This is a genomic window from Paenibacillus sp. FSL R7-0272 (assembly GCF_037969905.1).
Lineage (GTDB): Bacteria > Bacillota > Bacilli > Paenibacillales > Paenibacillaceae > Paenibacillus > Paenibacillus polysaccharolyticus.
The window spans coordinates 3,852,471-3,878,744 of the sequence record NZ_CP150221.1; the positions used below are offsets into that span (position 1 = coordinate 3,852,471).

General features: G+C 47.0%; 22 protein-coding genes. 9 read left to right on the forward strand and 13 right to left on the reverse strand.

Annotation, left to right across the window (positions count from 1 at the left end; translation table 11 throughout):
- Window positions 1–10 precede the first annotated feature (10 nt).
- From narJ to moaA, 4 genes are read right to left on the reverse strand one after another with little or no spacing between them, the layout of a single operon-like run.
- The gene (gene narJ, locus MKY23_RS17035) at window positions 11–667 is read right to left on the reverse strand and encodes a nitrate reductase molybdenum cofactor assembly chaperone (RefSeq protein ID WP_090917002.1); all 657 of its coding nucleotides are present in this window, start codon (window positions 665–667) and stop codon (window positions 11–13) included.
- A 17-nt stretch (window positions 668–684) separates the two neighbouring features.
- Complete coding sequence (gene narH / locus MKY23_RS17040) at window positions 685–2,157, reverse strand: nitrate reductase subunit beta (RefSeq protein WP_339831027.1); 1,473 nt, start codon at window positions 2,155–2,157, stop codon at window positions 685–687.
- Window positions 2,147–5,863: a nitrate reductase subunit alpha gene (locus tag MKY23_RS17045; protein ID WP_339831029.1), complete on the reverse strand. Its 3,717-nt coding sequence runs from the start codon at window positions 5,861–5,863 to the stop codon at window positions 2,147–2,149. Before MKY23_RS17045 ends, narH begins: the two co-directional genes overlap by 11 nt.
- A 41-nt stretch (window positions 5,864–5,904) precedes the next feature.
- Window positions 5,905–6,906, reverse strand: a complete 1,002-nt coding sequence (gene moaA / locus MKY23_RS17050; RefSeq protein WP_090917008.1) for a GTP 3',8-cyclase MoaA — start codon at window positions 6,904–6,906, stop codon at window positions 5,905–5,907.
- A gap of 322 nt (window positions 6,907–7,228) precedes the next feature.
- On the opposite strand from moaA, the gene MKY23_RS17055 reads away from it, so the two are divergent.
- From MKY23_RS17055 to MKY23_RS17075, 5 genes are read left to right on the forward strand one after another with little or no spacing between them, the layout of a single operon-like run.
- The gene (locus MKY23_RS17055; RefSeq protein WP_339831031.1) at window positions 7,229–7,462 is read left to right on the forward strand and encodes a DUF2249 domain-containing protein; all 234 of its coding nucleotides are present in this window, start codon (window positions 7,229–7,231) and stop codon (window positions 7,460–7,462) included.
- Window positions 7,463–7,479: 17 nt separating this feature from the next.
- Window positions 7,480–7,857: a hypothetical protein gene (locus MKY23_RS17060; RefSeq protein WP_339831033.1), complete on the forward strand. Its 378-nt coding sequence runs from the start codon at window positions 7,480–7,482 to the stop codon at window positions 7,855–7,857.
- Complete coding sequence (locus tag MKY23_RS17065) at window positions 7,850–8,503, forward strand: DUF2249 domain-containing protein (protein WP_339831035.1); 654 nt, start codon at window positions 7,850–7,852, stop codon at window positions 8,501–8,503. Before MKY23_RS17060 ends, MKY23_RS17065 begins: the two co-directional genes overlap by 8 nt.
- Window positions 8,504–8,516: 13 nt before the next feature.
- A complete protein-coding gene (locus MKY23_RS17070) occupies window positions 8,517–9,749 on the forward strand; it encodes a hypothetical protein (protein ID WP_339831037.1) in 1,233 nt (410 codons plus the stop codon).
- A gap of 25 nt (window positions 9,750–9,774) precedes the next feature.
- Complete coding sequence (locus tag MKY23_RS17075) at window positions 9,775–10,074, forward strand: metal-sulfur cluster assembly factor (RefSeq protein WP_154890560.1); 300 nt, start codon at window positions 9,775–9,777, stop codon at window positions 10,072–10,074.
- Between the two features lie 225 nt (window positions 10,075–10,299).
- On the opposite strand, the gene MKY23_RS17080 is transcribed toward MKY23_RS17075, so the two are convergent.
- From MKY23_RS17080 to MKY23_RS17100, 5 genes are all read right to left on the reverse strand, one after another.
- On the reverse strand, window positions 10,300–10,641 hold the full coding sequence (locus MKY23_RS17080) for a cupin domain-containing protein (protein ID WP_308723372.1): 342 nt from the start codon (window positions 10,639–10,641) through the stop codon (window positions 10,300–10,302).
- A gap of 199 nt (window positions 10,642–10,840) precedes the next feature.
- Window positions 10,841–11,851 (reverse strand): sugar kinase, encoded by a 1,011-nt coding sequence (locus MKY23_RS17085; protein WP_308723397.1) that lies wholly within the window; start codon window positions 11,849–11,851, stop codon window positions 10,841–10,843.
- A gap of 247 nt (window positions 11,852–12,098) precedes the next feature.
- Complete coding sequence (locus tag MKY23_RS17090) at window positions 12,099–13,142, reverse strand: SPFH domain-containing protein (protein WP_154890562.1); 1,044 nt, start codon at window positions 13,140–13,142, stop codon at window positions 12,099–12,101.
- 177 nt (window positions 13,143–13,319) lie between these two features.
- Window positions 13,320–17,693: a glycosyl hydrolase 53 family protein gene (locus MKY23_RS17095; protein ID WP_339831041.1), complete on the reverse strand. Its 4,374-nt coding sequence runs from the start codon at window positions 17,691–17,693 to the stop codon at window positions 13,320–13,322.
- A 350-nt stretch (window positions 17,694–18,043) separates the two neighbouring features.
- Window positions 18,044–18,763 (reverse strand): YceI family protein, encoded by a 720-nt coding sequence (locus tag MKY23_RS17100; RefSeq protein ID WP_253493622.1) that lies wholly within the window; start codon window positions 18,761–18,763, stop codon window positions 18,044–18,046.
- Window positions 18,764–18,955: 192 nt separating this feature from the next.
- Between MKY23_RS17100 and MKY23_RS17105 the strand changes: the two genes are divergently transcribed.
- Complete coding sequence (locus MKY23_RS17105; RefSeq protein WP_090917028.1) at window positions 18,956–19,642, forward strand: response regulator transcription factor; 687 nt, start codon at window positions 18,956–18,958, stop codon at window positions 19,640–19,642.
- Window positions 19,627–21,108 carry a HAMP domain-containing sensor histidine kinase gene (locus MKY23_RS17110; protein ID WP_339831043.1) on the forward strand — a complete coding sequence of 494 codons (1,482 nt, stop codon included), beginning with the start codon at window positions 19,627–19,629 and terminating at the stop codon, window positions 21,106–21,108. The genes MKY23_RS17105 and MKY23_RS17110 overlap by 16 nt, the downstream gene beginning before the upstream one ends.
- A gap of 71 nt (window positions 21,109–21,179) precedes the next feature.
- Here MKY23_RS17110 and MKY23_RS17115 read toward each other — a convergent pair whose 3' ends face one another.
- Window positions 21,180–21,992: an ATP-binding protein gene (locus MKY23_RS17115; protein WP_154983631.1), complete on the reverse strand. Its 813-nt coding sequence runs from the start codon at window positions 21,990–21,992 to the stop codon at window positions 21,180–21,182.
- A gap of 362 nt (window positions 21,993–22,354) precedes the next feature.
- Here MKY23_RS17115 and MKY23_RS17120 point away from each other — a divergent pair, with 362 nt between their 5' ends.
- Together MKY23_RS17120 and MKY23_RS17125 are read left to right on the forward strand one after the other, a co-directional pair.
- Window positions 22,355–22,507 carry a DUF1540 domain-containing protein gene (locus MKY23_RS17120; RefSeq protein WP_090917035.1) on the forward strand — a complete coding sequence of 51 codons (153 nt, stop codon included), beginning with the start codon at window positions 22,355–22,357 and terminating at the stop codon, window positions 22,505–22,507.
- A gap of 193 nt (window positions 22,508–22,700) precedes the next feature.
- Window positions 22,701–24,158, forward strand: coding sequence for a 4-hydroxyphenylacetate 3-hydroxylase N-terminal domain-containing protein (locus MKY23_RS17125; protein ID WP_154983632.1), 1,458 nt, complete (start codon window positions 22,701–22,703; stop codon window positions 24,156–24,158).
- A 63-nt stretch (window positions 24,159–24,221) separates the two neighbouring features.
- On the opposite strand, the gene MKY23_RS17130 is transcribed toward MKY23_RS17125, so the two are convergent.
- From MKY23_RS17130 to MKY23_RS17140, 3 genes are read right to left on the reverse strand one after another with little or no spacing between them, the layout of a single operon-like run.
- The gene (locus tag MKY23_RS17130; RefSeq protein ID WP_339831047.1) at window positions 24,222–24,788 is read right to left on the reverse strand and encodes a nitroreductase family protein; all 567 of its coding nucleotides are present in this window, start codon (window positions 24,786–24,788) and stop codon (window positions 24,222–24,224) included.
- 45 nt (window positions 24,789–24,833) lie between these two features.
- Window positions 24,834–25,697, reverse strand: coding sequence for a hypothetical protein (locus tag MKY23_RS17135; protein WP_339831049.1), 864 nt, complete (start codon window positions 25,695–25,697; stop codon window positions 24,834–24,836).
- Window positions 25,646–26,098 carry a flavodoxin gene (locus tag MKY23_RS17140; protein WP_090917043.1) on the reverse strand — a complete coding sequence of 151 codons (453 nt, stop codon included), beginning with the start codon at window positions 26,096–26,098 and terminating at the stop codon, window positions 25,646–25,648. Before MKY23_RS17140 ends, MKY23_RS17135 begins: the two co-directional genes overlap by 52 nt.
- Between the last annotated feature and the right edge of the window lie 176 nt (window positions 26,099–26,274).

Sequence of the window (26,274 nt, forward strand, 5' to 3'; positions counted from 1 at the left end):
TCCAGTGTACTCACCGACTGCCCCTCCTCATCAGCTCAACGATCTCGTTCAGACCGCCAAGCGGTTGTTTCTGTTCTTCTTTGCTTGGTTCAGGTACGTCCGAAACAGACGGCTCGGGCATCACCTGTAACATCAGCGTAAGGAGCGGCCCGTATGGACTGTTTTGTCCTGCAATACTTTCGGTCATCGATACCAGTGCTTTATGGCAACTGTCCAGAACTCCAATGGCATCCTGCTCCGGAGCCTCGGCAATGAATTCAAGCACCATGGGCAAGTAATCCGGGAGTTCGGTAGCTTCCATATAGAAACCAGCCGCTTCATATCTGCGCTTCAAATCAATCAGTGCTGGCCCGCGATCCCTCTCATCGCCATGCAAAGCATACGTCAGATAGAGATTCGATTTTTTATCAAAGTCAAAAGAACGAACATACGCGTCTTGCCACCGTATGGCATCTAGAGCCTGAGCACTACTGATGAAGGTTAACACGGTCTGCTTCACTTCTTCATCAGAGATCGAAAGAACGGCTTCCTGTACGCCTTGTAATCCCTCTCTCCACTCGGTATCCGGATATTGCAGCAGATAGGAGATCAGTTTGCAGACCATTCGTCTTGTTTCCGTGTCGTACACCGGCTTAACGATTGGTTCTGGATCGATATCAATTGTCATCGTTGTTGTCTCCTCTCCTATGAGAATACGCCGCAAGAACCCGGGCCGCCTGCAAAGTCAAGACCGCAGCGGCCTTGTTCACTGAAGAGATCCGCCACTTCCTCACGGTGAGCTGGCGGGATCACAAAACGATCATCGTATTTCGCGATAGCGAGCAGACGATACATATCTTCAACTTCCTGCGCACTCATGCCTACCATATCCAACAGGTCGGACTCACTTGTTTTGCCGGTTTGCTGGTTACGCATATGAATACGCATTACAGCCATTTTGCGCAGTACTTCACGAATACGTCCTGTATCTCCAGCAGTAAGCAGGTTCGCCAGATATTCAACCGGAATACGCATGTTATCAATCGCCGGGAAAATATCGTTTGCTTCGAGCGAGCTTCCTTGGCCTTCTACCCGGTTCGTGATCGGGCTCAGCGGCGGAATGTACCATACCATTGGCATCGTGCGGTATTCAGGGTGCAGTGGAAGTGCGATCTTCCAGTCAATCACCATTTTGTAGATCGGGGACTGCTGCGCTGCTATAATCCAGTCCTCTGGAATGCCTGCTGCCCGTGCTTCACGGATGACTTCAGGATCATTCGGATCAAGGAAAACATCCATTTGTGACTCATACAGATCCTTTTCATTCTCAACCGATGCTGCCGCTTCAATGCGGTCTGCATCATACAGCATCAGACCGATATAACGGATACGCCCAACGCAAGTTTCGGAGCAGATCGTTGGCAGACCCGCTTCAATCCGCGGGAAGCATAGTGTACATTTTTCGGCTTTGTTCGTCTGCCAGTTGAAATATACTTTTTTGTAAGGACAACTGGATACACAGAATCTCCATGCACGACAAGCATTCTGGTCAACCAGTACGATACCGTCCTCTTCCCGTTTGTACATGGCACCTGATGGACAAGAGGACACACAAGACGGGTTCAGACAGTGTTCACAGATTCGCGGCAGGTACATCATAAATACCTGTTCAAAATCCATTTTGATCGATTCCTCGACACCTTTCATGTTCGGGTCTTCCATCCCCGTTATATGAGCACCGGCGAGGTCATCTTCCCAGTTTGGACCCCATTCGAGGTTCATGTACTCTCCCGTGATTTGGGATTTCGGTCTTGCGACAGGCTGGTGTTTTTTCTCCGGACTGTTGGTCAGTTTTTCGTAATCATAAGTCCAAGGCTCGTAGTAGTCGTCAATCGTTGGTTGATCCGGGTTGTGGAAAATGTTAAGCAAACGTCTGGCACGTGTACCGGATTTCAGCTCCAGCTTGCCATTTTTCATCTCCCAGCCGCCGCGATAACGCTCCTGATCCTCCCATTGTTTCGGATAACCGACACCCGGTTTCGTTTCGACATTGTTAAAATACATGTACTCTGCACCTGGACGATTCGTCCAGGTGTTTTTGCATGTAACGCTGCATGTATGGCATCCGATACATTTGTCCAGGTTCATGACCATACTGACTTGTGCTTTAATCTTCAAGCCAATCCACCTCCTGCAGTTTTCTAATGATGACGTTCAGGTCACGCTGGTTGCCTGTAGGGCCATAATAGTTGAAACCATAACTTAACTGGGCATAACCACCGATCATATGCGTTGGTTTCACATGAATACGAGTCGGACTGTTATGCGTACCACCGCGTGTCTGTGATATTTTCGTACCCGGAACGTTAATGTGACGGTCCTGAGCGTGATACATAAAGGCTACTCCGCGTGGAATCCGGTGCGTAACAACTGCTCTTGCCACAACGACCCCGTTACGGTTGAAACATTCGATCCAGTCATTATCCACCAGGCCGGCGTCCTCAGCATCTTCATGATTCATCCAGATCGTTGGGCCACCACGGAACAATGTCAACATCGGCTGTGCATCATAGTACATACTGTGAATGGACCACTTGTTATGCGGTGTCATGTAGTTCAATACGATTTCTTTGCCGCCCTCGATCGGACGTTTGCTGTTTGGATGGAACGGTGTATGTTTCAGAATCGGTTTGAAGGTCGCCAGCGTCTCACCGAACTCACGCAGCATCGCATGGTCGATATAAAACTGTTGTCTGCCCGTCAATGTCCGCCATGGAATCAGACGCTCTACGTTGGTTGTAAACGGTGAATACCGCCGTCCGCCTTTTTCCGATCCGCTGAATGCAGGTGATGTAATGACTGTTTTCGGTTTTGAAGTAATCTCATCAAATGTGAAACACTCCTCCGAGCGCTCTTCTGCCAGATCCTTCAAGTGCAGTGCCGTCTTCTTCTCAAGTGACTCCCACGCACGTACAGCCATCTTGCCGTTTGTGGTGGTAGAGAGCGTCAGAATTGCTTCAGCAACGTTGCGATCTGTACTCAGATCTGGACATCCTTGTCCAATACCATCTTTTCGGTTAACACCGAGAATGCCTTTCAACTTCTCATACTCCTCGGTTGCAGACCATGAGATCCCCTTCGTACCAATCGGTTTATCCTTCACATTAGGTCCGAGACTGATCATTTTGTTGTAAACCGCAGCATAGTCACGTTCTACCACATGAATATGCGGCATCGTTTTACCCGGAATGGCTTCACATTCTCCTGCACTCCAGTCTTTGATTTCACCATACGGTTGCGCGAGTTCATCCGGTGAATCATGCAGCAGTGGTGTAGTCAAAATCTCCTTCTGCGGTCCGTCGAACTGCTGTGCAGCCATGTCGGAGAACACACGAGCAATCTCCTTGAACGTATCCCAGTCGGAACGGGATTCCCACTGTGTGGCTACTGCCGGGTTGAACGGATGCACGAACGGGTGCATATCCGTACTGCTCAGGTCGCTTTTTTCATACCATGTGGCAGCTGGCAGTACGATATCGGAATACATTGCTGTACCCGCCATACGGAAGTCCATATTGACCATAAGATCCAGCTTGCCTTCCGGAGCATGTTCCACCCACTCCACATGCTCTGGACGAAGTCCCAGATCATCATCATTCAGCAATCCGTTCGTGGCACCAAGCAAATGCTTGAGGAAATACTCGTGTCCCTTACCTGAGCTTGAGATCAGGTTTGCTCTCCAGACAAACAACACACGCGGGAAATTCGCCGGGTCATCAGGCTGTTCAATGGAGAATTTCAGATTTTTATTTTGCAGTTCGGATGCCACGTAAGCTCCGATCTCTTCATTCGTCTTTGCTCCCGCATCCAGTGCATCCTGATGCAAATCAATCGAGTTCCGGTTAAATTGCGGATAAGACGGAAGCCAGCCCATGCGTGCAGCCATAACATTATAGTCAGCAACGTGCTCGAAGCGCGGATCACCCTCAAGTGCCGAGGTCAGCTCTCCGACCTTAGTCTCCTCATATCTCCATTGATCTGTTGCAAAATAGAAGAAGGAGGTACCATTTTGCAGACGCGCAGGTCCACTCCAGTCACGCGCAAACGCAATCGTCTGCCAGCCTTCCGCCGGACGTAGTTTCTCCTGACCTACATAGTGAGCCCAACCACCACCGTTAACCCCCTGACAGCCTGTCATCAGCAGCAGGTTGATAATGGCACGATAGATTACGTCAGAGTTGTACCAGTGGTTGATGCCGGCACCCATAATAATCATAGAGCGACCTTGTGTATCCACGGCATTTTGTGCAAACTCACGTGCGATCTGAACGACGGTATCCCGGTCAACCCGGGTGATTTTTTCCTGCCAAGCAGGTGTAAATGGTTTATCCTCTTCCGCTTCCAGAACGACTCCTGCAACGATTTCAGTAGAGTCTGCTGAACGCGTCATTTCACGATCAACCCCATACTTCGCCAGCACGAGATCGTAAACCGAAGTAACCGTAATCCAGCGATCATCAACCCAGATGCGGCGAACCGGGATTTGACGTTCCATTACGTGACTTCCTTCGTCATCGAAGTAAGGCAGTTGCACGGTTACGAGATCATGGTGCACACCGAGCATGGAAAGTCTTGGATCAATCGGCTCGCCGGTATCCACCTGCTCCATTTTGAGATTCCATGTACCTTCTTCACCCCAGCGGAAGCCCATACTGCCTTTTGGAATCGCATAGGATGCCGTATTTTCGTCATATACAAGGGTCTTCCATGCCATGTTGTTGCCCTGGATGCCCAGGTCTTCCCCTAGCAAGAAACGGCCTGCAATGTTTGCGCCATCCTTCTCTTCCACAATCAACAGATTCGGGAAGTCCGTATATTGCTTCGCATAGGACATGAAGTACTCCGTAGGATGATCCAGATAAAATTCTTTCAGGATGATGTGCCCCATTGCCATGGCAAGCGCGCCATCTGTTCCTTGTTTTACGGACATCCACGTGTCTGCAAACTTCACATATTCCGCATAATCCGGACTGATGGATACCACTTTTGTTCCCTTGTAACGGGCTTCAGCGAGGAAGTGGGCATCCGGTGTACGGGTCATTGGCAGGTTGGAACCCCAGACCAAAATGTATCCTGAGTTGTACCAGTCACTACTCTCCGGCACGTCTGTCTGATCTCCCCAGATTTGCGGGGATGCCGGCGGCAGATCCGCATACCAGTCATAGAAACTGAGTAGTGGTGAACCCACCAGAGACAAGAAACGGGATCCGGCAGCGTAACTGACCATGGACATCGCTGGAATCGGGGAGAAACCAATGATGCGGTCGGGGCCGTAATCTTTGATCGTATGAATCATGGAAGCAGCAATAATCTGTGTTACTTCGCCCCATGATGCACGAACCAGTCCACCTTTACCGCGTACCGATTTGTATCTCTTCACTTTGACCGGATCATTCGCGATACTTTGCCATGCTTTTACTGGATCGCCATGAGTCTTCAGGGCCTCACGCCACATTTCAAGGAGCGCACCACGCACGTAAGGATATTTCACACGTAATGGGCTATAGAGATACCATGAGAAGCTTGCTCCACGCGGACATCCACGCGGTTCAAAATCAGGCATATCAGGTCCGGTTGATGGATAGTCCGTCGCCTGTGTTTCCCATGTCACGATGCCATCTTTCACATAAATCTGCCAGCTGCACGAACCCGTGCAGTTCACGCCGTGTGTGGAACGCACCACTTTATCATGCTGCCAACGACGGCGATACACATCTTCCCAGTCCCGGTTTACCGGGGACATCTCACTCCAGCCTTCCGCGTTTTTTTCACGTTTGGCAAAATACTTCAGTTTGCCCATCCAGGGCATGCTTTTGCTGCTCATTGTTGTCCTCCCACAATTGTGACCTGTTGATGCTGGTCTTCCTATCCTCCAATCTGCGACATATGCCGCAGCGTAGGTGTTCCGTTAATCTCTTGCCCTTTTAAGGCTTTTACCATGTCATGAGTTTCGGGTTTGGAGCCGAGCGCCTTGTAAAATAAATCCTGCACCGCTTTGTCGTCACCAACGAGCGGGCGAACATTGTACTCATCTGACCAGTACAGACAAGGCTTAATGTTACCGTCGGCCGTTAAGCGGAGCCTGTTGCAGCTACCGCAGAAATGGCTGCTGACCGGATGAATCAGCCCGAATGTTCCAGCGGCTCCAACGATCCGGTAACTATCTGCTGGGCCATTGCCATACACATCACCGCAACTTTCGTAGTTCCACTTGGTTCCGCAAGTCTTCAGTACATGTTCAAGCGGCAAATAACTCGACTTCCAACCGGTTCCACTGTCTCCGATGGGCATGTATTCAATAAAACGAATATCAATTGGAGCTTCCAGCGTCATGCGTAGAAAATCTTCCACCTCATCGTCATTTACACCCTTCATCAGTACAACGTTTAGCTTGATGGGCTTGAATCCAGCCTTTTGACTGGCTTTGATGCCCTCCAGCACGCGATGTACCTTACCGCCCCGTGTAATACGCGCAAATCGCTCCGGCTTGAGCGAATCCAGACTAATGTTCACGCGTGTCAGACCTGCCGCTTTCAGCATCTCGGCATGAGCTGCCAAAAATATGCCATTGGTTGTCAATGCAATGTCTTCAATCCCTGGAATAGCGGATAACATCGCAACCAGTTGATCCAGCCCCTTGCGAACGAGAGGTTCTCCGCCAGTCAATCGCAGTTTCCGTATGCCTAGCGGAGCAAGTGCCTGGACAATCGATGTAATTTCTTCATAGGACAAAATGCGTTCTGTCGGTTCAAACTGCATTCCTTCTTCCGGCATGCAATACACACACCGCAGATTGCAACGATCCGTAACGGATATACGCAAGTAATCGTGCACACGTCCAAAAGGGTCTATTAGTTTTGATTCCATACACGTACCTCCTTTCTCTCGGGTGCTGTCATGACATTGGCTGATGGAAAAACACTCGCTTCCTCACATGTATTGTCAATCATGGGCTAAGCATAATGATGTCTGGCCTTGCTAACTGTGCAAAATATCACAAGAACTGAAACATAACGCACAGTTGCACATTTATGAAAGCTCCGCAAGCCTTTTCCGAACAGGATTTCAGTCCAAATAAGGCGAGATTATGACAAAAATAAAGGTGTGAGCAGGCTCACACAGCCCCGCTGTCTGCTTTTCTATAATCAAGTTGCAACACCACACTAATCCCAATTTGGAGGAATGACCCATGAACACATACGCTGCAAGCATTAATGCCACAGAGTATCCACCTCATTTGAAACATAAAATTATCTTTGAAACGTTTGAAGCTCTTCAGCCTGAGGAAGCGATGTTACTCGTTAACGATCACGATCCAAAACCGCTCCGCTTCCAGTTTCAATCGACACATCCTGACGGCTTTGACTGGGAATATATCGAACAAGGTCCTATAACGTTTCAGGTCAAAATCACTAAACGATAGATTGGAGTTGAACGGGAATGGCGCATGTTGAAATCATGAACGAGACTACACTGCGTCTGACGCTGGGACTCGAAGATGCTGTATCCATGATTCAGATCGCTCAGCGTGAGCAGGCAGCCTATGCACAGGAGATCATTACGATTTACGAGAAAATGCCCGTGTTCGAATTCACTCATTTCTGCTTCTATGCCTATGACAGTGCGAGACTGTTTGAGCGTGTGCTTGAGATGGACCCCAAAACCTATCTCTCCTTCTCCCTGGATGCACCTGATTCATTCTTCTATGCCCTGTACGGAGGCATGGCCGCTTTATATGAATCTTCGATCAAGCTGGTTCAGCAGACGCAAGCAGCTACGGCAGTCAGCACCGAAACGGATGTGAACGTTCATGCTTGAAACCGACGTTAATATTGTTGAACTGGACGTACGCCCTCATCTGAGCAAAAAACTGGAGCCTTTTCAGCTCATTATGGATACCGTTAAAGAACTGAAACACGAAGACGTGTTCGTCCTGCATGCGCCGTTCAAGCCGACTCCTTTGCTTGGCATTCTGAAAATGAAAGGATACTCCAGTACATCGGAGCGTCTGGAATCCAATCATTGGGTGACCACATTTGTGCATAAAAAAAATAAAACCGCTGCAGAGAAGATTTCTGCGGCGGTTCAATCCAATACGTTGGCTCGAACTGAATTAACTTCATCGTCGATTGAGGATTCGGGTTTAGAGGATGCCATGAATTCCTGTGAAGGGCAACCTCCAGCAATAGCTGAAACTTCGACATCCGAGGTCTTGTCAGATGAGCCCATAACACAGGAACTGAAAGAGCCAACCATTGTACTGGACAATCGCGGACTGGAGCCGCCCCAGCCAATGATGCGCACATTAGCTGCACTTGAACGTTGCAAACCGGGAGAAGTTGTACTTATTCATAATGACCGCGTGCCCGTTTTTTTGATCGAGGAACTGAATCAGCTCGGTTGCCTCTACACCGTTGAGGACCAGACGGATGGCACAGCCAAAGTCAGAATTGAAAAAGGGTAAGGGGGCGAAAGCCATGTCCAGGTTGCCGTTTCTTTTTATCATCACGGGCATCGTTGGATTTGTAATGTATCACGCCTTCTCCTTGCTCTCATTGACAGGCTGGCTAGGTGATGAATTAAGGGGACCCGAAGGCTGGTTTCATGCGCATTTGTTCGTACTCGGATGGGCCAGCATGCTGGCGATGGGTGCCGTTTATCAGTTGATACATGTCATTTTACAAACGAATATATATAGTACAGTGCTTGGTTACTGTCACTATTTCTTGTTCACTGTCGGTGCTACAGGCATGTTGATTGGTTTTATTCGCACAGATGTAATTTGGATTGCAGGTTCAGCTACGCTTGCACTATCCGGCATCTTGTTATTTGGCTTGAACATGGGTATCACCCTCTACCGTGCTTCCATATGGAACCCTGTAACGATCAGTGCAGCGTGTGCCTGTCTGTACCTTGTACTTACCGGTTTATCGGGCATGCTGATGGGACTGAATTTTGCTTTTGGTGACTGGAATGGTCTGCATCAACGATTGTTTGGCGCACATATCTGGATGGGAACCCTTGGATGGTTTGGCATGTTAATTACCGGGTTCAGTTACAAAATGCTGCCGATGTTTTATTTGTCCCATGATTTCTCTATCCGATTGCAAAAGATGGTTCTGGTCCTGTGGAATGCTGCTGTTATTACAGGAGTGATCGCATTCCTGACAGGTATCCAAGGTGGCTTGCTCTGGTTTGCACTTTTGCTTTTGACAGGAGCATTAATCTGTTATGTGTATCATCTGGAGCAAATTCAGGAGAAACGGCATAAAAGCAACCCTGGCCCCGGAATCCGCTGGACGGTCTATGTAAGCCGTGCCTTGCTCGTATATTCCATGGCTCTGTTAATCTATAGTGCGCAAGATGTAGAGCTACTCCTTGATTCACGCGTTGTGCTTCTTACTGGCTGGGTATACCTTGGAGGCTGGGTATCTCTGACGATTCTCGGGTATGCTTCCAAAATCGTACCTTTTCTATGGTGGACCCACAAATACGGCAAGCTTGCCGGACGTCCTGGCACTCCACTCATGGCTGGCATGTTAAGTGAAAAAAGGATCAATCATGGAATACTTGCGATGGTCGCAGCCAGTCTGCTCTTAGTCAGCGGTATTCTGATTAATTTGGCGGAAGTGATGATGGTTGGCGGAACATTACTGTCTATGATCTCTATCGTGTATATTTCAAATATAGCCTTGGTATTCAGACGTTAACAAGATGGATTGGAGCGTGGAAAAGATGGAACAAACCTCACAGTTACTAGAGTATTTAAAAGAAGTATATGACCCGGAGCTTGGTGTCAACATCGTTGACCTCGGCCTTGTGTATGAAGTAAAGGAAGAACCTGAGCGCATTCAGGTGCGAATGACGCTGACTACGCCAGGATGTCCCCTGCATGACACCATCGTTGGTGCGGTGAAATGGGTTTTACAAGAAAATACCGACAAAACCGATATTGACGTACAGGTGGTATGGGAACCGCAATGGTCTCCGCAGCTGATGTCCAGAGAAGCCAAAGAAATGCTCGGATATTTTTAAACAGGTGTTTATAATTAAGGATGTCGGCACAAGGATATATGTCCAAACAACTCTGTCTGATGAACATCAATACCCGAAAAAACGTACCCAAGCTCTGATCCAGTCAGGCCAAGGTACGTTTTTGTATGTGTTCCTTTTTGCATGGAAAGGAGAGGCACTTCACCAAAGAAAAAGAACTCCTCGCGGAGTCCCCATTCCCTATTATTCATCCGGCTCTATCGGATATTAGATATCTTTGGCGTAAGAAGCTTCCGGCACTTTATTCAATACCACGAACAAACGAACTTCCGCATCACTTGTGTTATGGAACGCGAATTCCGTCTCTCCTCCGCAGGATACCACATCTTCTGCCTGAATCTCATGCTCTATTCCGTCCAGAATCAGTGTGCCCTTGCCTTCAACAACAAGCAACGTGAGGTCTGCACCGGGATGTTTGTGAACGGGAAGCTGTTGTCCTGGCAGAAAATGAAGCATGAAGGTTACACCGCCTCCTTGTTGAAACAACACCCGTTTCGTGAAACGTTCCGTACTGTATGCTTTAACTTCTTGTAATGACGTGATACTCATGATCATCATCCTCCTGTATTTGTTCTGGTTATGTATTCATCTTATCGCAAAAAAACCTGCAACTCCTTGATTCAAATCAAGAAAATGCAGGCGTGAATTTAGGATTTACATTCTAAAATATCACTTGTTTTATATATCAGTAAATACAAGAACAAATACCAATATAATATATATCCATACTATAATAGAAGAAACTCATTCATATTACCAATTGTCCTCTCTTTTCCGCCAAACCAATCGTTGCGTGCACACCCGAGTTAAATTCCAGAAAATCCTGCTCCACCCCGTCACTGAAAATAACTCCATCCTCCGGCATTTGTGAAACAATGTGAAGGGGTTGCTTCGCATGAATCTGTCCAAACACGAGATTTGCCGCCGTGGTTCGACTCGGGAACGGTTCACGTACCGTAAAATATAAATAAGGGGAATCCCACGAAAACTCGTTCTTGTTCAATCCTCCCTCAGAAGCCGTTCCTCTTAAATCAACTGATCTTTCATCACTAGTCAATTGCTGGTGCTCCCCCCTGCTCACATGTTGCCAAGCCGCTGAACGGACAATACCTGAAGCACCAGCCAGCACACTCTTAAACCATCCGGTTGATCCCATGCCTGTAGATACAATAATACCGCTGGATGATTGATTTTCAGTGGAGGCTCCCAAACGCACTTCATAACGGGCAGATACATGTGTCTTCCGACCAATAAAGAGATCATTGACACCGTACAGCACCTGCCCGTCATTCAGCTCAACTTTGGCAAGGGTGACTTCCTTAAGCGAGCGCTGTCTACGTATCACGTCTGGAACAATGAAGCTTAAATCCTCCACTGTAAAAGGCAACAGCACCCCGTCCCACCGCATCGGATCTGGATTAACACCGATAAGCGGCTGCTCGGTAACATATTTCAACGTATTGGCAACCAGACCATCCTGTCCGACCACTACTACAATATCTTGCTCTCCAAAAATAAAGTTTGGCACATGCTCCCGGTCAATCATCTGAACACGTCCAAGTTGACTCAGTTGTTGCTGAGCAAGCTGTATCGATTGCTTATAACGGCGATCTTCCTCGACGTAATCGCTAAAGTCAGCACCAAGACGTTCAATGTAAAACTGAGCCTGCTGTACAGTGTTGTAACGTACAATCATTTCCTCCAGCCGGGTTCTGCGCTTAACCAAAATTAATTTATGCTCACTCATGGGTTCATTTATCTTAACCATCTGTGATTCCACCTCCCGCTTTCCCTTTGACTTAAGGAAAACCATTATTGATTTTTTTGGTTTTTTTGAATTTTTGAACTTGTCTCACTTGTTTCATTTGTCTCACTTGTCTCACTTGTCTCACTTGCCCGACTCACCAGATTGACTTGATTATCTGACACGTTTTGACTAACTCGACTGGATCGTATAAACCGTGTTCTGGAAGCGGATAGATTGGTTTGTTTCCCCCATCCAACAATCATCGTGTTGCCCCTCCCTTACCTCTTCCTTCTGCTGGTGCCATCAGACCCTGTAGCAGATCTGGTGAGATATTCAGCTGCCCGATTTTGCCAGCATTCTCGGCCAGTTCCTGGAACGCAAGTGCAATCAGTTTATCCGAATTCATGCCCATATTGGCCATGGCCTGTAATACGTTCGGCTGTACATGCTGAAGCGAATTCATGACTGCTGCAATCTCATACGCTTTGGCATCCGCTTCCGCATTCTGATTCGCAATGGTGAGCTCGATTAACTGTTGCTTGCGCTCTTCCATCGCGGTATTAAACTGGAGCTGCTCCTGTTCCATCTCGTTCTGCTTCTGTTTCACCGAGCGTTCGGCCTGTAATTGGGTTTCCCGAATCTGTTGTTTCTTCGTCTCCACCGCAATCTCGGTATTCAGTTCATTTTCTTTCACACGGCGTTCCTGCTCAATGGAAGCATTGCGCCGCACATATAAAGCTTCGTCGGCCTGCTTCAGAATTTCTTCCCGCGCCTGTGCTTCCAGCGCACGCATCGTTTCCTTATTAGGCAAAATAGCCAAAATGGACAGATTCATCAGCTCTACGCCCAGCTTTTCCAACTCTTCATGTTGTGCGACCTCTCGTTTCATGTTGCTGGCAAGCCGTTCGCTGGATTGAATCGCTTCTTTTAACGGCAACTGCTCCAAATATTTCTTCGTGAGCACTTTTGCTATGGTAATCACCCGCTGATCCAGCTTGTGAGGATCGTCAGACATATATTGATTTTTGCGCAAATTGTACGTGTAATTCAGGCTCTGTGTAATCTTGCTGTAATCCATAATGCGATAGCTAAGCTGTCCCTGTACGGTAACCGTCTGATAATCCGCTGTAATCTCTTCAAACATAAACGGCACATCCACCGAAGAAACAGGCAATACAACCACCGAAGTCGTCGGCTCATAATAATAAAAAGATAAGCCCACGCCTTGGCGCTGTACCTTGCCGTTCTTCACTTTCATAACATATTCACTCGGCTGAAACTTTACAAATCGGAATCCTAACATGGCTCATTCCTCATTTCTTATTAATGTCGTTTTGATATTATCGAAATGATAACAAACGATCTCGATATTGTCAATACGACATTAACAAATTCCGCACGAAAAAAGAGACCGAATCTTGGATTCGACCTCTTTCTTGTCTACATGTTATTTACTTTCCATTAAATCAAGTTACCGTTTCTAATACAGCTGTTCCATCAATCTCGCTACTGCAACGGCGCCTTGCGCACGATTAGCGGTTTGCTTGGGAGCAAATGTGTTATCAGGCAAGCCGTTTAGCACACCGAGATGCGACATGAATGCCACGGCGTCTTTGGCATAATCGGCAATATCTGCTTGATCTCTGAACTTCATCTGACCCGTGTTTACAGTAGCAGAGTTGTTATTACGTTCTGCTGCTTCCATCGCTCGATGTAGCATAACACCCATATCCTGCCGGGAAATGAGATCATTCGCACCGAATGTTCCGTCCGCTCTGCCCTGAATAATGTTCATTGCAAGACCTGCGCGAACCGCATCCGCATACCATTGATCTGACTTGACGTCTGTCGGTAGTTGGGTAGCCGAAGAATCAGTGAGATTTGTTTTGCCAATCCCTTTAACGAGCATCTGTAAAAATTGGGCACGGGTGAGTTCACCCTGCGGTTCAAAACGTGTGTCACTCATTCCCGCGATGATGCCTTTGCTATAGAGATGTTGAACCTCTTGAATTGCCCAGGCGTGTTGCTGCAAGTCGGTTAACGGCACTTCAATATTGGTTATAACGTAACTTCCAGGCTTAGACGGCTTGAATGCCATCGTAGCTGTGGTCTGCTCATACTTCGTATACGTCACAGGATGGAGTTCACCGTTTGTTGAGATGGAGTTGACAACCATGACCGTATGATCTGTTTTGACAGGTTGCACATCGGACAAAAGCACTTCAACCGTCTTGTCAGCCCACTGGATTGACTTGTTATTGAGCAGCATCTGCACATCAACTACAGGATGATTGCCCATATTGGCTCGCTGGGTATCGTTCACTTGCGCAGCTGAGCCTTCCGCAACGATAACGTCAAACGTACCTGTGTTCTCGGCAATCGTGAGGGGCAGGGACCGAAGCGGGATCCGAACTGTCGTTTTGCCTGCAACCACCTCAATAGACTGCACTTCCTCTGAACGAACCCATGAAGAGAGCTGACCTGCTGGTACTTGGAACTTCACTGTTTTGGAACTGTCTGGTACATCGGCCACCAGCTTCAATGTACGTTTACCTGTGTCCATTGATTTCAAGGCCTGAGCAAGCTCCGCTGTACTTGGACGCACCGCATATGTGCCATCTCCAGTTGCTGTTCCTTTTACAATAATAGAACCGCTCGCAGTTTCGCTACCAGGTGTTGGCTGAGGAGTAGTTGATGGGTTGTCCGTACTTGTTGAAGGTGCCGATGACCCGGACGGATTACTAGGCTGAGATGGCTGTCCTGTGCCCGGATTTGTCGTCTGACGTGCCAATTGTGCCATGGCTTCCTTCAGAAGTTGTTCCGCACTGGTGAGCTCTTCTTCTGTAGCTTCCGCATCCAGAACCAACTGCTGCGCTTGCCCCAACGCTTTACTGAACACACTCCAGCTTGAGGCCGTGTAATCCGTTTGTTTCAATGCTTCCGCAGATGCAACGGTTGATTTCAATACGGTCCTGTCACCCGGAATTGTGCCATATGCCTCAAATTCCATGAATCCAACCCATGTCGGACCAGCTGTAATGGTTACACGAATATAACGCCCATCTGTTCCCTCGGGGAGAACATGACTTGGGGATGTCGATACGACAACATCACTGGTTGTATCCACTACGGTCTTGAAATGCTCATTATCATCGGAGACATCTATTCTGTATTTGATCCCACCGCTCCACATCGACATTTCAATTTTCCGAAGATTGGCAACCTGTCCCAAGTCCACCTTCCACCAAGTATCGTTACCCGGGCCCTGATCCGTTCCCCATGACGTATTTGGATTATCATCAATTGCACCTGACGGGGCGTTGTCTTTACCGCCTCCATTTCCAGCACTACTATATGCAGTAGCGGTTTTACCCGTGGTCAAGGCTTCTAGTTTAACCAGATTTGTAAAAGCTTGTTTTAATGTATCCAGTGCTGCATTTACCTGAGATTGCATCGCATCTGCTTGGTCTCTCACCTGAATAGCAGCCTGTAAAGCTTGCTGTAGAACTGACCAGCTGCGGTGTGTATATGAAGATTCATTTTCCAGCTGCATGAGCTGAATGTACTGGTGCAGTTCTGTTTTATCCACGTCAGACAAGCCCTTAATGGCTGCTTCGAGACGCTCTACCGCTTTATTTGCATCAGTCTGAGTAGCTCGTGAGTTAGCCACAACGGATTTTGCATGTTCCAGTGCTTTACTGAATACGCTCCATGTTGCATCCGACCAGTTATTCCGTTGAATCTTCTCTGCTTCTGCAATTGCCGCTTGAAGTGGCTCCAGTTCTGGTGTAATCACGCCAAGCTGTAACATCACATTTTCCAAAGATGCTGATGCAGCATCGGTTTCCTCTTGACTCACACCACCTGACGTATACGCTTTGGCGTATACCCCTTTAGCTTCAACAATTGCAGGAGCCAGACTGCCCCAGCTTTCTGGTGTAAAATCACTTTCTACAAGCGAGTTTGCTCGTGTCAGTGCCGCTGCGAGCTGCTGCCGATCTGTCGGCATCTGTTCCATTCCTCTTTTGTACACATCGAGTGACCATAACGCTCTTCCTTCATAAGAATGCCCGCCATTCGCTGGATACTCATCGTAATCAAACATGCCCTGGTTCTCCCACGCATCGCCTTCGGATGCAATCCAGCCTACATCTGCCGGAATCCATGCCGGCTCCCAGTAAAAGAAACCTGCACCGCGATTATTCGGTACATTGGCAATCAAATCCATGATGCCAGCGATGGCATCGTATTGACCTTGCACTGTTGCCGGGAATGTGGCTCCACCATGAAAGAGCGCTTGATCCGAACCGATAATATTTCCATGCGCGTCCCCGTTTTTATAAGTGAACGGATAAGACGTTTCAGCTATAATGACATCTTTCCCAAAGGCTGCTGAAACTTCGTTCATCGTTTTCTGCACATCAGCAAATGTCCCGTGCCAGAACGGATAATAGGATAGTCCAATGATGTCATAATCGGAGCCCAGTCCTTGTTTTTTCAACTCCTCAAAATACCATTTGAATGTCTCTGCCTTGCCACCTTCAGCCAGATGAATCATGATCTTCGCCCGATCAGCTGCATTAACGTTTCCTTCAACTGCGCGAACCCCGTTGATTCCCTGCTTCAGCAAAGCTGCATTTCCCTCAAAATTCACATCGCTGCTTAGTCCATTGAGGAGACCACTGTTGATCTCGTTACCAATCTGCACCATATCCGGCATGGCTCCTGCCTTCTTCAGATCCCCAACGACTTCAACCGTATAATCATACACCGCTTGCTTAAGCTCTTCGAAACTTAACTTTTCCCACGCTTTCGGTCTGAGCTGTTGACCCGGGTGTGCCCACTCATCGGAGTAATGGAAATCCAGCAGCACCTTTAACCCTTTTTGCTTCGCGCGTACGGCCATGGTGATGACGTCAGCTTTATCGTTATAGCCGCCTGATTTTTGTGGGTCATTCCACAACCGCAGACGTACATAATTGACACCTCGATCTTTGAGAATATCAAGCAAGTCCCGCTCGGTGCCGTTGATATCCAGGTATTTTCCACCTTTATCCTCGATAGCCGTGAGTGTGGAAATATCGACGCCCCTCACATAATCGGAACGATAACCTTGTACAGCAACTGTTGCTTCGGGTTTAAGATTCGTACCATATACGGTACCCGTGACAGAGAATGAACCTGTTTTTTCATATTTCGTTGGATCAACGCTGTCCCATGTGACAGGAACGAGACCCGACTTATCATTCTTATAGTTGGCCTTGACTTCCGCAGGCAGAATCGGCGCACTTCGTGGAAGTGTGCTCACTTGAACGGAATCAAAATGGGTAATATTAGCCGGTTCCATGCCCTCCGATTCTCCCCACACTTTAAACTCCAATATTTGTGGCCAAGCTCCGCCCTCTTTATAAAAGGCTATGTTGAGCTTAATGTATCGTACATTATTTTGTTGAAATGTCAGATCAGCAATCTGTTTCGCATCTGCATTATCACTTTGATCCGTAACGGTAGACCAATGCTGCTGGTCAGCAGACGTTTCAACCGTATACTTCACTACCGTACTGTCTCTCCATGTTATTTCCGCTCCGGATAGATTGTACGTTTCACCCAGATCTATGATGACCCACTCCGGTTTTTCAGCAGTTACTCCCGTTTCTGTACTCCAATAGGTGCTCGCATCCCCATCTACCAGATGCGTTTTATCGCCTCCCCATCTTTTTTCATCCGAACTCACCGTTACCGTTTTGTTCAGCGCGATATTATTTTTTGCCGCCTCTGCGGGCCTGGCAATCAGACCCAGATCACAGAATAACAACAACAAAACAAGACAGCCGCTTATGTACCTTTTGTTCACCCTTGATCTCCCCTTCTTGTGTTTGTTTGTGCTTGGATCAATGAATGTCATGAATCCTCCCCATTGTAAGCGCTTCATGATCCTTAGCAACACGGCATTATGCAAAGGAAACAGCAGTTTTTTTAACAATGTCGACTTTTCTAACCATAATCCAGCCTAGCGTAATCCTTATTTTCCAGCCTCAGGGAGATGAACAGGTGTATTCTTTTTCCCAACAAAAATATCAAAAGCAAAAAATCTGTTTGCCCGCCCGGAGGCGGAACACAACAGATTTAGTGGCTTACTATATTAAAATCGTTCAATAGAATTCTTTACTAGAATATTTCAATAGAATAGTTTAAATCCATCTATTATTTCGCCAGCTTCAATTCAAGACGAACCTGGATATCATTTTCAGTAGAAAGCACAACCGAGTGTGGATTTTTCATACCAAAATCTTCGAATGTAACCATTGTTGTGCCTGACAACAGCACTTCATTATTTTGATAAGCCGCTTTAGCGTCAAACGTAACTTCCTTTTCAATGCCTCTTACGTTAAGTGTGCCTTTCATTTTCAAATCAGCCGTCTGTCCTTCTGTCCATTCCGAAGGCAGACCTTCAAATGAAGTCGCTTTGAATGTTGCTTGCGGATGTTTAGCCATATCGAAGAAGTCTGCACTTTTCACATGCTCGTCGCGCTGTCCATTACCAGAATCAATGCCGTTTACCTCGATTGTTCCTTCTGCTTTCGACTGGGCCGGGTCATTCACATTAATCGTCCATTTCCCGCTAACCTGCTCGTCCACAAAATTTACGGTTTCTTGTGAAGTGGTTACTGAGAAATATACTTTCGACCCCTGACTGATATTCCAGTCTCCGTTCAGCTGGTCTGCTCCAACCTTTTTATTTTCCACTGCTTTGCCCGTGCCGCTATCTGCAGCTGTAGTGGATGCAGCCGCGTTTGCCGGAAGTACCTGTTCAATCTCAACATTGTTACCCAAGTAACTATTTGCAAAGTAATAACCGCCCCCACCAATGATGGCTACTGCTGCTACCCCTGTAATAATCCACGTTTTGGCCTTTTTACTCATCTCTATTATTCCTCCAGTACAGTATGGTTTCGTTACCTCTTGATATGGATAGTAACAGTCCAATGTGTCAGGAAGAAGTCAAGATGAAATTCTTTTTCATTTTTTTTCAAAATGTGAAAACAGGATTGGCTTTATGTCCCGCCTCATGTAAAATCAGTACACAAGCTTGTCTGTGAAAGGAGAACACCCTGTTTGAAATCTGTACTCATCGTAGAGGATGAGCAAGCAATCGCACGCGTTCTGGCTGCTTATCTGAGAAAAGCTGAATTTGAAGTTCATCATGCAGCGGATGGCAAGACTGCTTTAACCCTTTTTGATTCCGAAAATCCTTCTATCGTATTACTCGATGTTATGCTACCCGGAATGGATGGATGGGATCTGTTACGAATTATTCGGGAAAAGAGTGCTTGTCCCGTCATTATGTTAACTGCACTGGACGATATTACAGATCGGCTTAACGGTCTGAATGCCGGTGCTGACGATTATATGAGCAAACCGTTTGTACCTGAAGAAGTGGTTGCACGCGTGAACGCTGTACTGCGACGAAACCCGCACTGGACTTCCGGAGGGCAGGACAAGCGTTCTTTTGGCAACCTGGTCATTGACCTTGCGGCTAAGCAAGTGCTACTGAACGGTGCGGAGGTCGCACTTACACCACGTGACCTGTCTCTTCTTATTTTTCTGTCCGAGTATCCCAACCGCACATTCACTAGAGATCATCTGATTGAACAAGTCTGGGGACTCGATTATGAAGGCAGTGATCGTGCTGTAGATCTATCGATCAAACGACTGCGTCAGGCACTCTCTCACTGGACAACAGACACAGGAGAAATCCGGACGTTGCGAGGAATGGGGTATCAATTTTGGATCGCCAACTAACATCATCAACCAAACCCAAACGAACAACATCTATTTTGTCACATTGGACACTACGTTACTTTCTGATTTTATGTATCGGCTTCTCCGTAATTGCTGCGGGTGCGCTGTACTGGATACGAACAACATCGATTGAGAAAAGTTTGAAAACGGCTGAGCTACTCGGTTGGGAGATTGCTGATCGAGTAGCAGTGAAGGATCATAAGCTTCAGGTACCACCTGATCTGAATACGATCGTAAGCAGCCGGGAGAAGCTGTTTAATACCGATAACTATTTTTGCGTCATGGTGCTCGACAATAACAACAAACTGATTTTCTCCCAGCCAAAAATGCAACAAGAGGATGTTTATTACCGACTGTCCGATGATTTTCTTGAACCGCGTAACAGCAAGTATGCTGGTGTAACGGTAGATATTGCTGACGGGAATCAAACGATTGGCAAAGTATGGGTCATGCAATCCAAACAATCTATCACCTTCGGTCCTGAAACGGTCTGGCTCGTCGCATTGATTTTTGGAGGCCTTATTCTCTGCGGCTGGTTCACGATTTATCTCCTGTCGAGCAAACTATCTAGACCGATTCGTCAGGTCGCTTACGCGGCAGAACAGATCCGAGGTGGAAATTATGATGTAAACCTAGATATTAAAACACGTGAACGGGAAATGAACGAACTTGTAGGTTCTTTTGGGGATATGGCAACCCGTCTGCGTCAACTCGAAGAATGGCGTGCACTTTCTCTTGCAGGCGTTAGCCATGAGCTAAAAACGCCTGTCACCTCGATCAAAGGATTGGTGATGGCTGTTCGCGACGATGTCGTCAGTCCGCAGGAAGGCAAAGAGTTTCTAGATATTGCTCTGAAAGAATCAGAACGCATGGAACGAATGATTGCGGACCTACTGGATTATAATGCCATGACCGCTGGAAGTGTTGCTGTTCGGAAGGAACGTACCGACCTGAAGTTGCTTGTTGGCGAGATCATTTACCAATGGAAAATTGCCTATGAGGAACATATGCCAGAAGTTCAGCTTCATGCGCCGTCAGACGCACTATACGTGATGGGTGATGCGCTCCGGATCCAGCAGATTATTGTAAATTTGCTTAACAATGGACTGCATGCCACAATACCTGGCCAACAAGCCCTCTTCCAGATGCATTTAAGCGTAGAGGAAGACATGTTACATGTCGATGTGCAGGACAACGGCACGGGAATTTCCATAGAGGATCAGCATAACATATTCGAACGATTCTATCGGGGAGAGTTGAAAAAACGCCGTAATCGTGGCTTGGGTCTCGGTTTAACATACAGCCGTCTTCTTGCACACGAGCAAGGTGGTACGTTAACCCTCGTTTCCAGCAGTCCAGATGGAAGTACGTTTAGATTAAGCTTGCCACGCTGGATTGCTCAGCAGGAAACATCTATTCCAGAGAAAACCTATCGTTCACCTGTCAAAGCGAAATCAGCATTATGATAAAAAGGCCCGGTGTTCCTTACAAGAAGGAAGCCGGGCTTTCGTTATTCGCCCAGGTACTGACTTCACCTCTACCCTTGTAGCACTCGAGGTCTGTATTCCTCGTACGCATCAGAGATCAACTGCCTGTGCAGAGCACTGCTTCCAATAATAGCTTTACGCTTTGCTTTTAACACAATCTGCTCCACATCCGCATAGCTGCAGCCAGCCAGACGTTCACAGATATAATCCTCCAGCCTGTGCTCCTGTTCAAACGTTCCAACCAGTTTGCTAATATACAGTCTACGGCTATCTTCATCTGGCATCGCGTACGTCATCTTGGTATCAAATCGGCGCCAGATCGCATGATCAAGCTGTGTCTCCAGATTCGTGGCAGCAACCAGAATGCTGTCCCCTTCGAATTCATCCAAACATTGCAAAAGGGTATTCACCACCCTGGCCATCTCTTTTACCTCGTCGTTACTTTCCCTTGTCCGGCCAATGGCATCAAATTCATCAAGAAACAATACGCAAGGATTAAGGCGAGCATATTCAAACAACTTGCGTACGTTACTTCCCGTTTCTCCCAAGTGGCTGTGAATAAGGGCATCCAGCCTGACCAGTACAAGAGGCAGTTCCAATCTCTGAGCCAGATATGACGCGGTTAACGTTTTTCCTGTGCCGGGAGGGCCAAACATGACCATTTTATTAGGAATGGATACATCATGTTCCCTGAACTTTTCTTTCATGCCAAGAATCGTAATGAACTCTTCGACAATGCGTTCATTTTCCGCCGAGAAGACAATATGTTGTGCTTTTCGTTTACATTCCTTCGGCGTGAAGAATGCCGCCATATCGATTCCTTTTGCACGAGGGATGCGGTTTGCGTGATTCATTTTACTCATGTGTATATGTAGCTCCTTCAAAAAAGATAGTCATTCGTATCGTCGTTATTTATTGTTAAAGATTTTGTTGTTGCGGACTGCTTGCTAATTAATCGTAATTTTTACTATTAAATAATAACATACAGATGCCTCTTTGCAAAGATTAGACTCCTGATCTGCATCCGTATGTCTCCTGAGCCGCCATTCAGTTGCATGGGAAAGCAAAATTTGCTATTCTGAAAGTGCATCGTTGTGTATAACACAAAAAAGCCCTCCAAATTCATGAGAGCGTGAAAATGGTTCCAGATTCTCAAGCGGCAACTTGCGAATCCGGATCTTTATACCAACGAATGTAAATCCAACTAAAAGTGAGGTTAACAATCATGGCAAAAGACGTATTGTGTGAAGTAAACTCCTGTCGTCACTGGGCTCAAGAAAACAAATGTAATGCTTCTTCCATCTACATCGTGAGCCACGCTTCCAAAGAAGCAAGCGAGTCTGCTGAAACAGACTGCAAAACGTTTGAAGTTAAATAAAAAGATCTGTTTCATTCCAAGGAGCCCACTCGGGTTCCTTTTTCTTTGTTTATTGTAGCAAGAATGATAATTATTATCAAGCCCTCGATGCAAATTTTTCACCCCATGGTCCGTAGCACATTAGACAACAGCTTCACGTAGTATAGGATAGAAATAAATGTGCTCATGAACCATGACCAAGAGGTGAAGAACTATGCCCGCTAAAACCGGCATGCAGTATTGTGAACGAATTAACGCCCAGACCGTACCCTGCTGGTATAAAGGAGAACTGCTTACTGCTAAACGCTCCGAGCACATCGCCTTCTCCGGTTTGATGAAAACTCAAATGAATATGTACGACCTGCAGTATGACCCGCAGCTTACAGAACTTATGACGTATCCTTCTCCTACCGATGGAAAGCCTGTAGGAATGTCCTTCCTGCCTCCAACCAGCGTCAACGATCTCCGCAAACGCCGTGAAGCGATGACGATATGGGCTCAGACTCATCACGGTTTTCTGGGACGCTCACCCGATTACATGAACACAGCGATGATGGCGTTTTTTACTGCTGCCGACTTGTTGAACGATCTCTCTCCACAATATGCTGAAAATCTGAGAAATTACTACGCCTATTGTCGTGATCATGACATCACACTATCCCATGCCTTTATTCAGCCACATGCCAGTAAAATTTCAGGACAGATGGATGCTACTGAAGATGCCATCGCTGCCAAGGTTGTTGATCGAACTGATGAAGGACTCATTATAAACGGTGCATTTATGATGGCCACACAGGCTGCTACTTCAGATGAAATTTTTGTCTATCCATCACCTTCTCCTGCACCTTTTGATGATGAAAATCCATTTGCTTTTTCGTTTGCTGTTCCTAATGATCTGCCTGGCATCACTCTGATCTGCCGAGATACGTATGCAGCTGAATCCAACTACAATTACCCCTTAAGCTCCAGATATGAGGAGATGGACAATATCGTCATCTTTGACCACGTGCTTGTGCCGCATAACCGCATTTTTTTTGCAGGTCATGAGCAGATGTCTTCGACTCTTTTCAGCGGCAGTAACTTCCATATCCATGCGGGGCATCAGGTGTTATGTCGTTATATTGCCAAAACCGAATTTATGCTCGGCACCATTCAACTATTAACCGATACGCTTGATCTGTCGAACGAGGCGCATGTTTTAGAAAAAACTGCACGTGCTCTCGCAGGTCTTGAATCCTTAAAAGCACTTGCTCTAGCTGCTGAGGCAGGCGCAATACCGGACGGACGAGGATATATCCTGCCAGCGCCTAAACCGCTTATGGCTGCCAATCTTCTCTATCCGAAACTGTATCCTGAAATGATCGAGATATTGCAGTTGCTCAGTTCCAGCGGCATGATCATGGTTCCTCAGGAAGAGGATTTCCAGTCCGGAACAGCTGACTCTTTAAACGTCTACCTCAAAGGCTCCGACATGGAATCCAAAGAACGAAACGCACTGTTTCGCCTGATCTGGGAACTTGGTGCAGGTTCATTTGGAGGCAGACAGACTCAGTTTGAACGATTTTTCTTTGGTAACAACATTACCGTTTCAAATCGCTTATATAAAGCCAGTTCTCAAGATCATTCTCAGCGAGAACGTGTTCGTCAGTTCCTCGGAAACCTTGCACGGTAACATTCACTGAATCAAATATCCGTAACCGCACCCCGGCAACGCAGCTGTCAGGCTCGTTGCCCTTCACTCCAAATGGTCATATACCGTCATGAGTTCTGAAGCTGGTCTACCTGTTGCCACACTGGGTAATCCACACTGCTCACCGTAACCGATGTGAAATACGCCAAGCACCCTTTCGCTCGATGTAAGTCCCATCAAGTTCATGAATACGGGATGTTGCTGATAATCATTCATCTTCCAGACGGCGTGTACCCCCTGTTCAGCAGCCAGAATAGAGAATCGTTTGCTCCATGCCTTCGCAGGCAAAACATGATCCTCTGGAGAATTGCCGGGGGCAACCACCACCAAATGAGCTGGGATCGCTTCCGTGTATTGATACGCAGCCCAGCTCCCGTGAGAATCTGCAAGATGAGGCGGATAGCTCTGTCTGACAGCTTCCATATAGAGCTGTCGCCCTTCACCGGAAAACAGCATAAAACGCCAGGGCGCTGAACTCATAACATATAATGATGGATCAGCTTCATCCAGCAACTTTCTTATGACAGCTTGAGGTACAGGCATGGAGCTGAACTCACATGTTCCTGCTCTTCTTTTTCCATTACCGATATCTTGCCTGAATAACGTCGTCACCTGTATTCCCTCCTCCGAAATAAGTGCTATCAACAGCTTCGAGTGTCACATCAACCATGTTTTTTGTGGCTTCGTCCCTTCCGTTCTCCAACGGTCCACTTCTTCATGCACACGGATCTTATCCTTTGAGGTAAAGTGCTCTGATTCTTGCTCCTCGGCAATGGGAATGCTGTCCCGAACAAGACGGATATAATCCATCGAACGCTGTAATGATTGGCGACCTGGTATGTACCTGATCTTCCGCCCTTCCAGCAGACAGTAAATTTCAATCATGCCTGGCAACTTGCCAAATGCTTCCCAGCAAAACACACTGACCATATGTTGAAAGGCTTCCACAACGTTGGCATCATGAACCACCATATATTTCTGAACAAGCAGTGCATCCCAGCCTTCTGGTTGCCAAGCCGCCTGAAAGATGACGGATAAAGACATCTGTAAAGAAGGTACTTCTGTTTTCCATTGTTCGAACAAGATCGCAGGCCGCTTTAAGTCATCATTCGCTGCAATGGCCAGTGACAGTTCATCAATCATTTTCTGCTTCACATCCCAATAATGAAGAACGGAATCAAAACCGTCCGTTTTTCTAGGCCACCATTTTTCGAGTACATATTGAATCGGGATTTCTTTGCGTACGTCAGGGTCCACACTGTAAAAATGATTAATGGCATGACTCACCGCATATTGCACACGATGTCTCCATTGTAGCGCTGGACGTTGCTCAGCCGAAGGTTCAGGGCGGATAAACCGGTGCGGGCTACGCAACATCTCTTCCAGCTTATAGTCCTCAAGCAAACGTTCAGGGAGCCCATCGCTCCCCTGAGCCTTTGCTGTATAGGCATCACGCTGTAACATTTCGATCAGGATATCTCCGCACCAGCAGTAACAAAACGTCTGCCGAAATCCCGGCATGATTCTTTTTCCTGCTCGAGCGGACTGTATTCAATTTTCAACATCTCTGGTGATACTTCCGCCCCACGTTCCTTCAGCTTCTCCGCTGTTAGATCAACTGCTCCGCAAAATTGTTCATAGGACGTATCTCCGCTTCCGAAGACAGCCGCTCTCTTTCCATGCAAATCAAGCTCATCCAGTTCTTCATAGAAGTCCAGAAATTCATCCGGCAGTTCACCATCTCCCCATGTGTACACACCAATCATAAAGCCCTCATAATTCAAAACTTCTGCGGCATTAAAGTCGGTTACGGATTTCAAGTCAGCTTCATAACCACTTGCTGTAATGCCTTCCACAATGAGTTCCGCAATCTCTTCTGTGTTCCCTGTCATACTGGCATACGCCACTAACCATTTAGCCATCTATTGTCCCTCACTTTGGTTTCGTTATATGGATTGAATTTCCTTAAAATACGTCTCGCATAGATTGCATATTGCAATATCAAAATCATAAGTGATAATGATTATCATTGTCAAATTAATTTTATTCAGATCTTCATTTTATGTTATGTCGAAATTCGTCTGCACATTGCCTTAAT

Coding starts and splice junctions, on each gene's coding strand:
- narJ (WP_090917002.1), bottom strand. CDS start 667: ATGACAATTGATATCGATCCAGAACCAATCGTTAAGCCGGTGTACGAC.
- MKY23_RS17045 (WP_339831029.1), bottom strand. CDS start 5,863: ATGAGCAGCAAAAGCATGCCCTGGATGGGCAAACTGAAGTATTTTGCC.
- moaA (WP_090917008.1), bottom strand. CDS start 6,906: ATGGAATCAAAACTAATAGACCCTTTTGGACGTGTGCACGATTACTTG.
- MKY23_RS17055 (WP_339831031.1), top strand. CDS start 7,229: ATGAACACATACGCTGCAAGCATTAATGCCACAGAGTATCCACCTCAT.
- MKY23_RS17060 (WP_339831033.1), top strand. CDS start 7,480: ATGGCGCATGTTGAAATCATGAACGAGACTACACTGCGTCTGACGCTG.
- MKY23_RS17065 (WP_339831035.1), top strand. CDS start 7,850: ATGCTTGAAACCGACGTTAATATTGTTGAACTGGACGTACGCCCTCAT.
- MKY23_RS17070 (WP_339831037.1), top strand. CDS start 8,517: ATGTCCAGGTTGCCGTTTCTTTTTATCATCACGGGCATCGTTGGATTT.
- MKY23_RS17075 (WP_154890560.1), top strand. CDS start 9,775: ATGGAACAAACCTCACAGTTACTAGAGTATTTAAAAGAAGTATATGAC.
- MKY23_RS17080 (WP_308723372.1), bottom strand. CDS start 10,641: ATGAGTATCACGTCATTACAAGAAGTTAAAGCATACAGTACGGAACGT.
- MKY23_RS17090 (WP_154890562.1), bottom strand. CDS start 13,142: ATGTTAGGATTCCGATTTGTAAAGTTTCAGCCGAGTGAATATGTTATG.
- MKY23_RS17100 (WP_253493622.1), bottom strand. CDS start 18,763: ATGAGTAAAAAGGCCAAAACGTGGATTATTACAGGGGTAGCAGCAGTA.
- MKY23_RS17115 (WP_154983631.1), bottom strand. CDS start 21,992: ATGAGTAAAATGAATCACGCAAACCGCATCCCTCGTGCAAAAGGAATC.
- MKY23_RS17120 (WP_090917035.1), top strand. CDS start 22,355: ATGGCAAAAGACGTATTGTGTGAAGTAAACTCCTGTCGTCACTGGGCT.
- MKY23_RS17125 (WP_154983632.1), top strand. CDS start 22,701: ATGCCCGCTAAAACCGGCATGCAGTATTGTGAACGAATTAACGCCCAG.
- MKY23_RS17135 (WP_339831049.1), bottom strand. CDS start 25,697: ATGCCGGGATTTCGGCAGACGTTTTGTTACTGCTGGTGCGGAGATATC.
- MKY23_RS17140 (WP_090917043.1), bottom strand. CDS start 26,098: ATGGCTAAATGGTTAGTGGCGTATGCCAGTATGACAGGGAACACAGAA.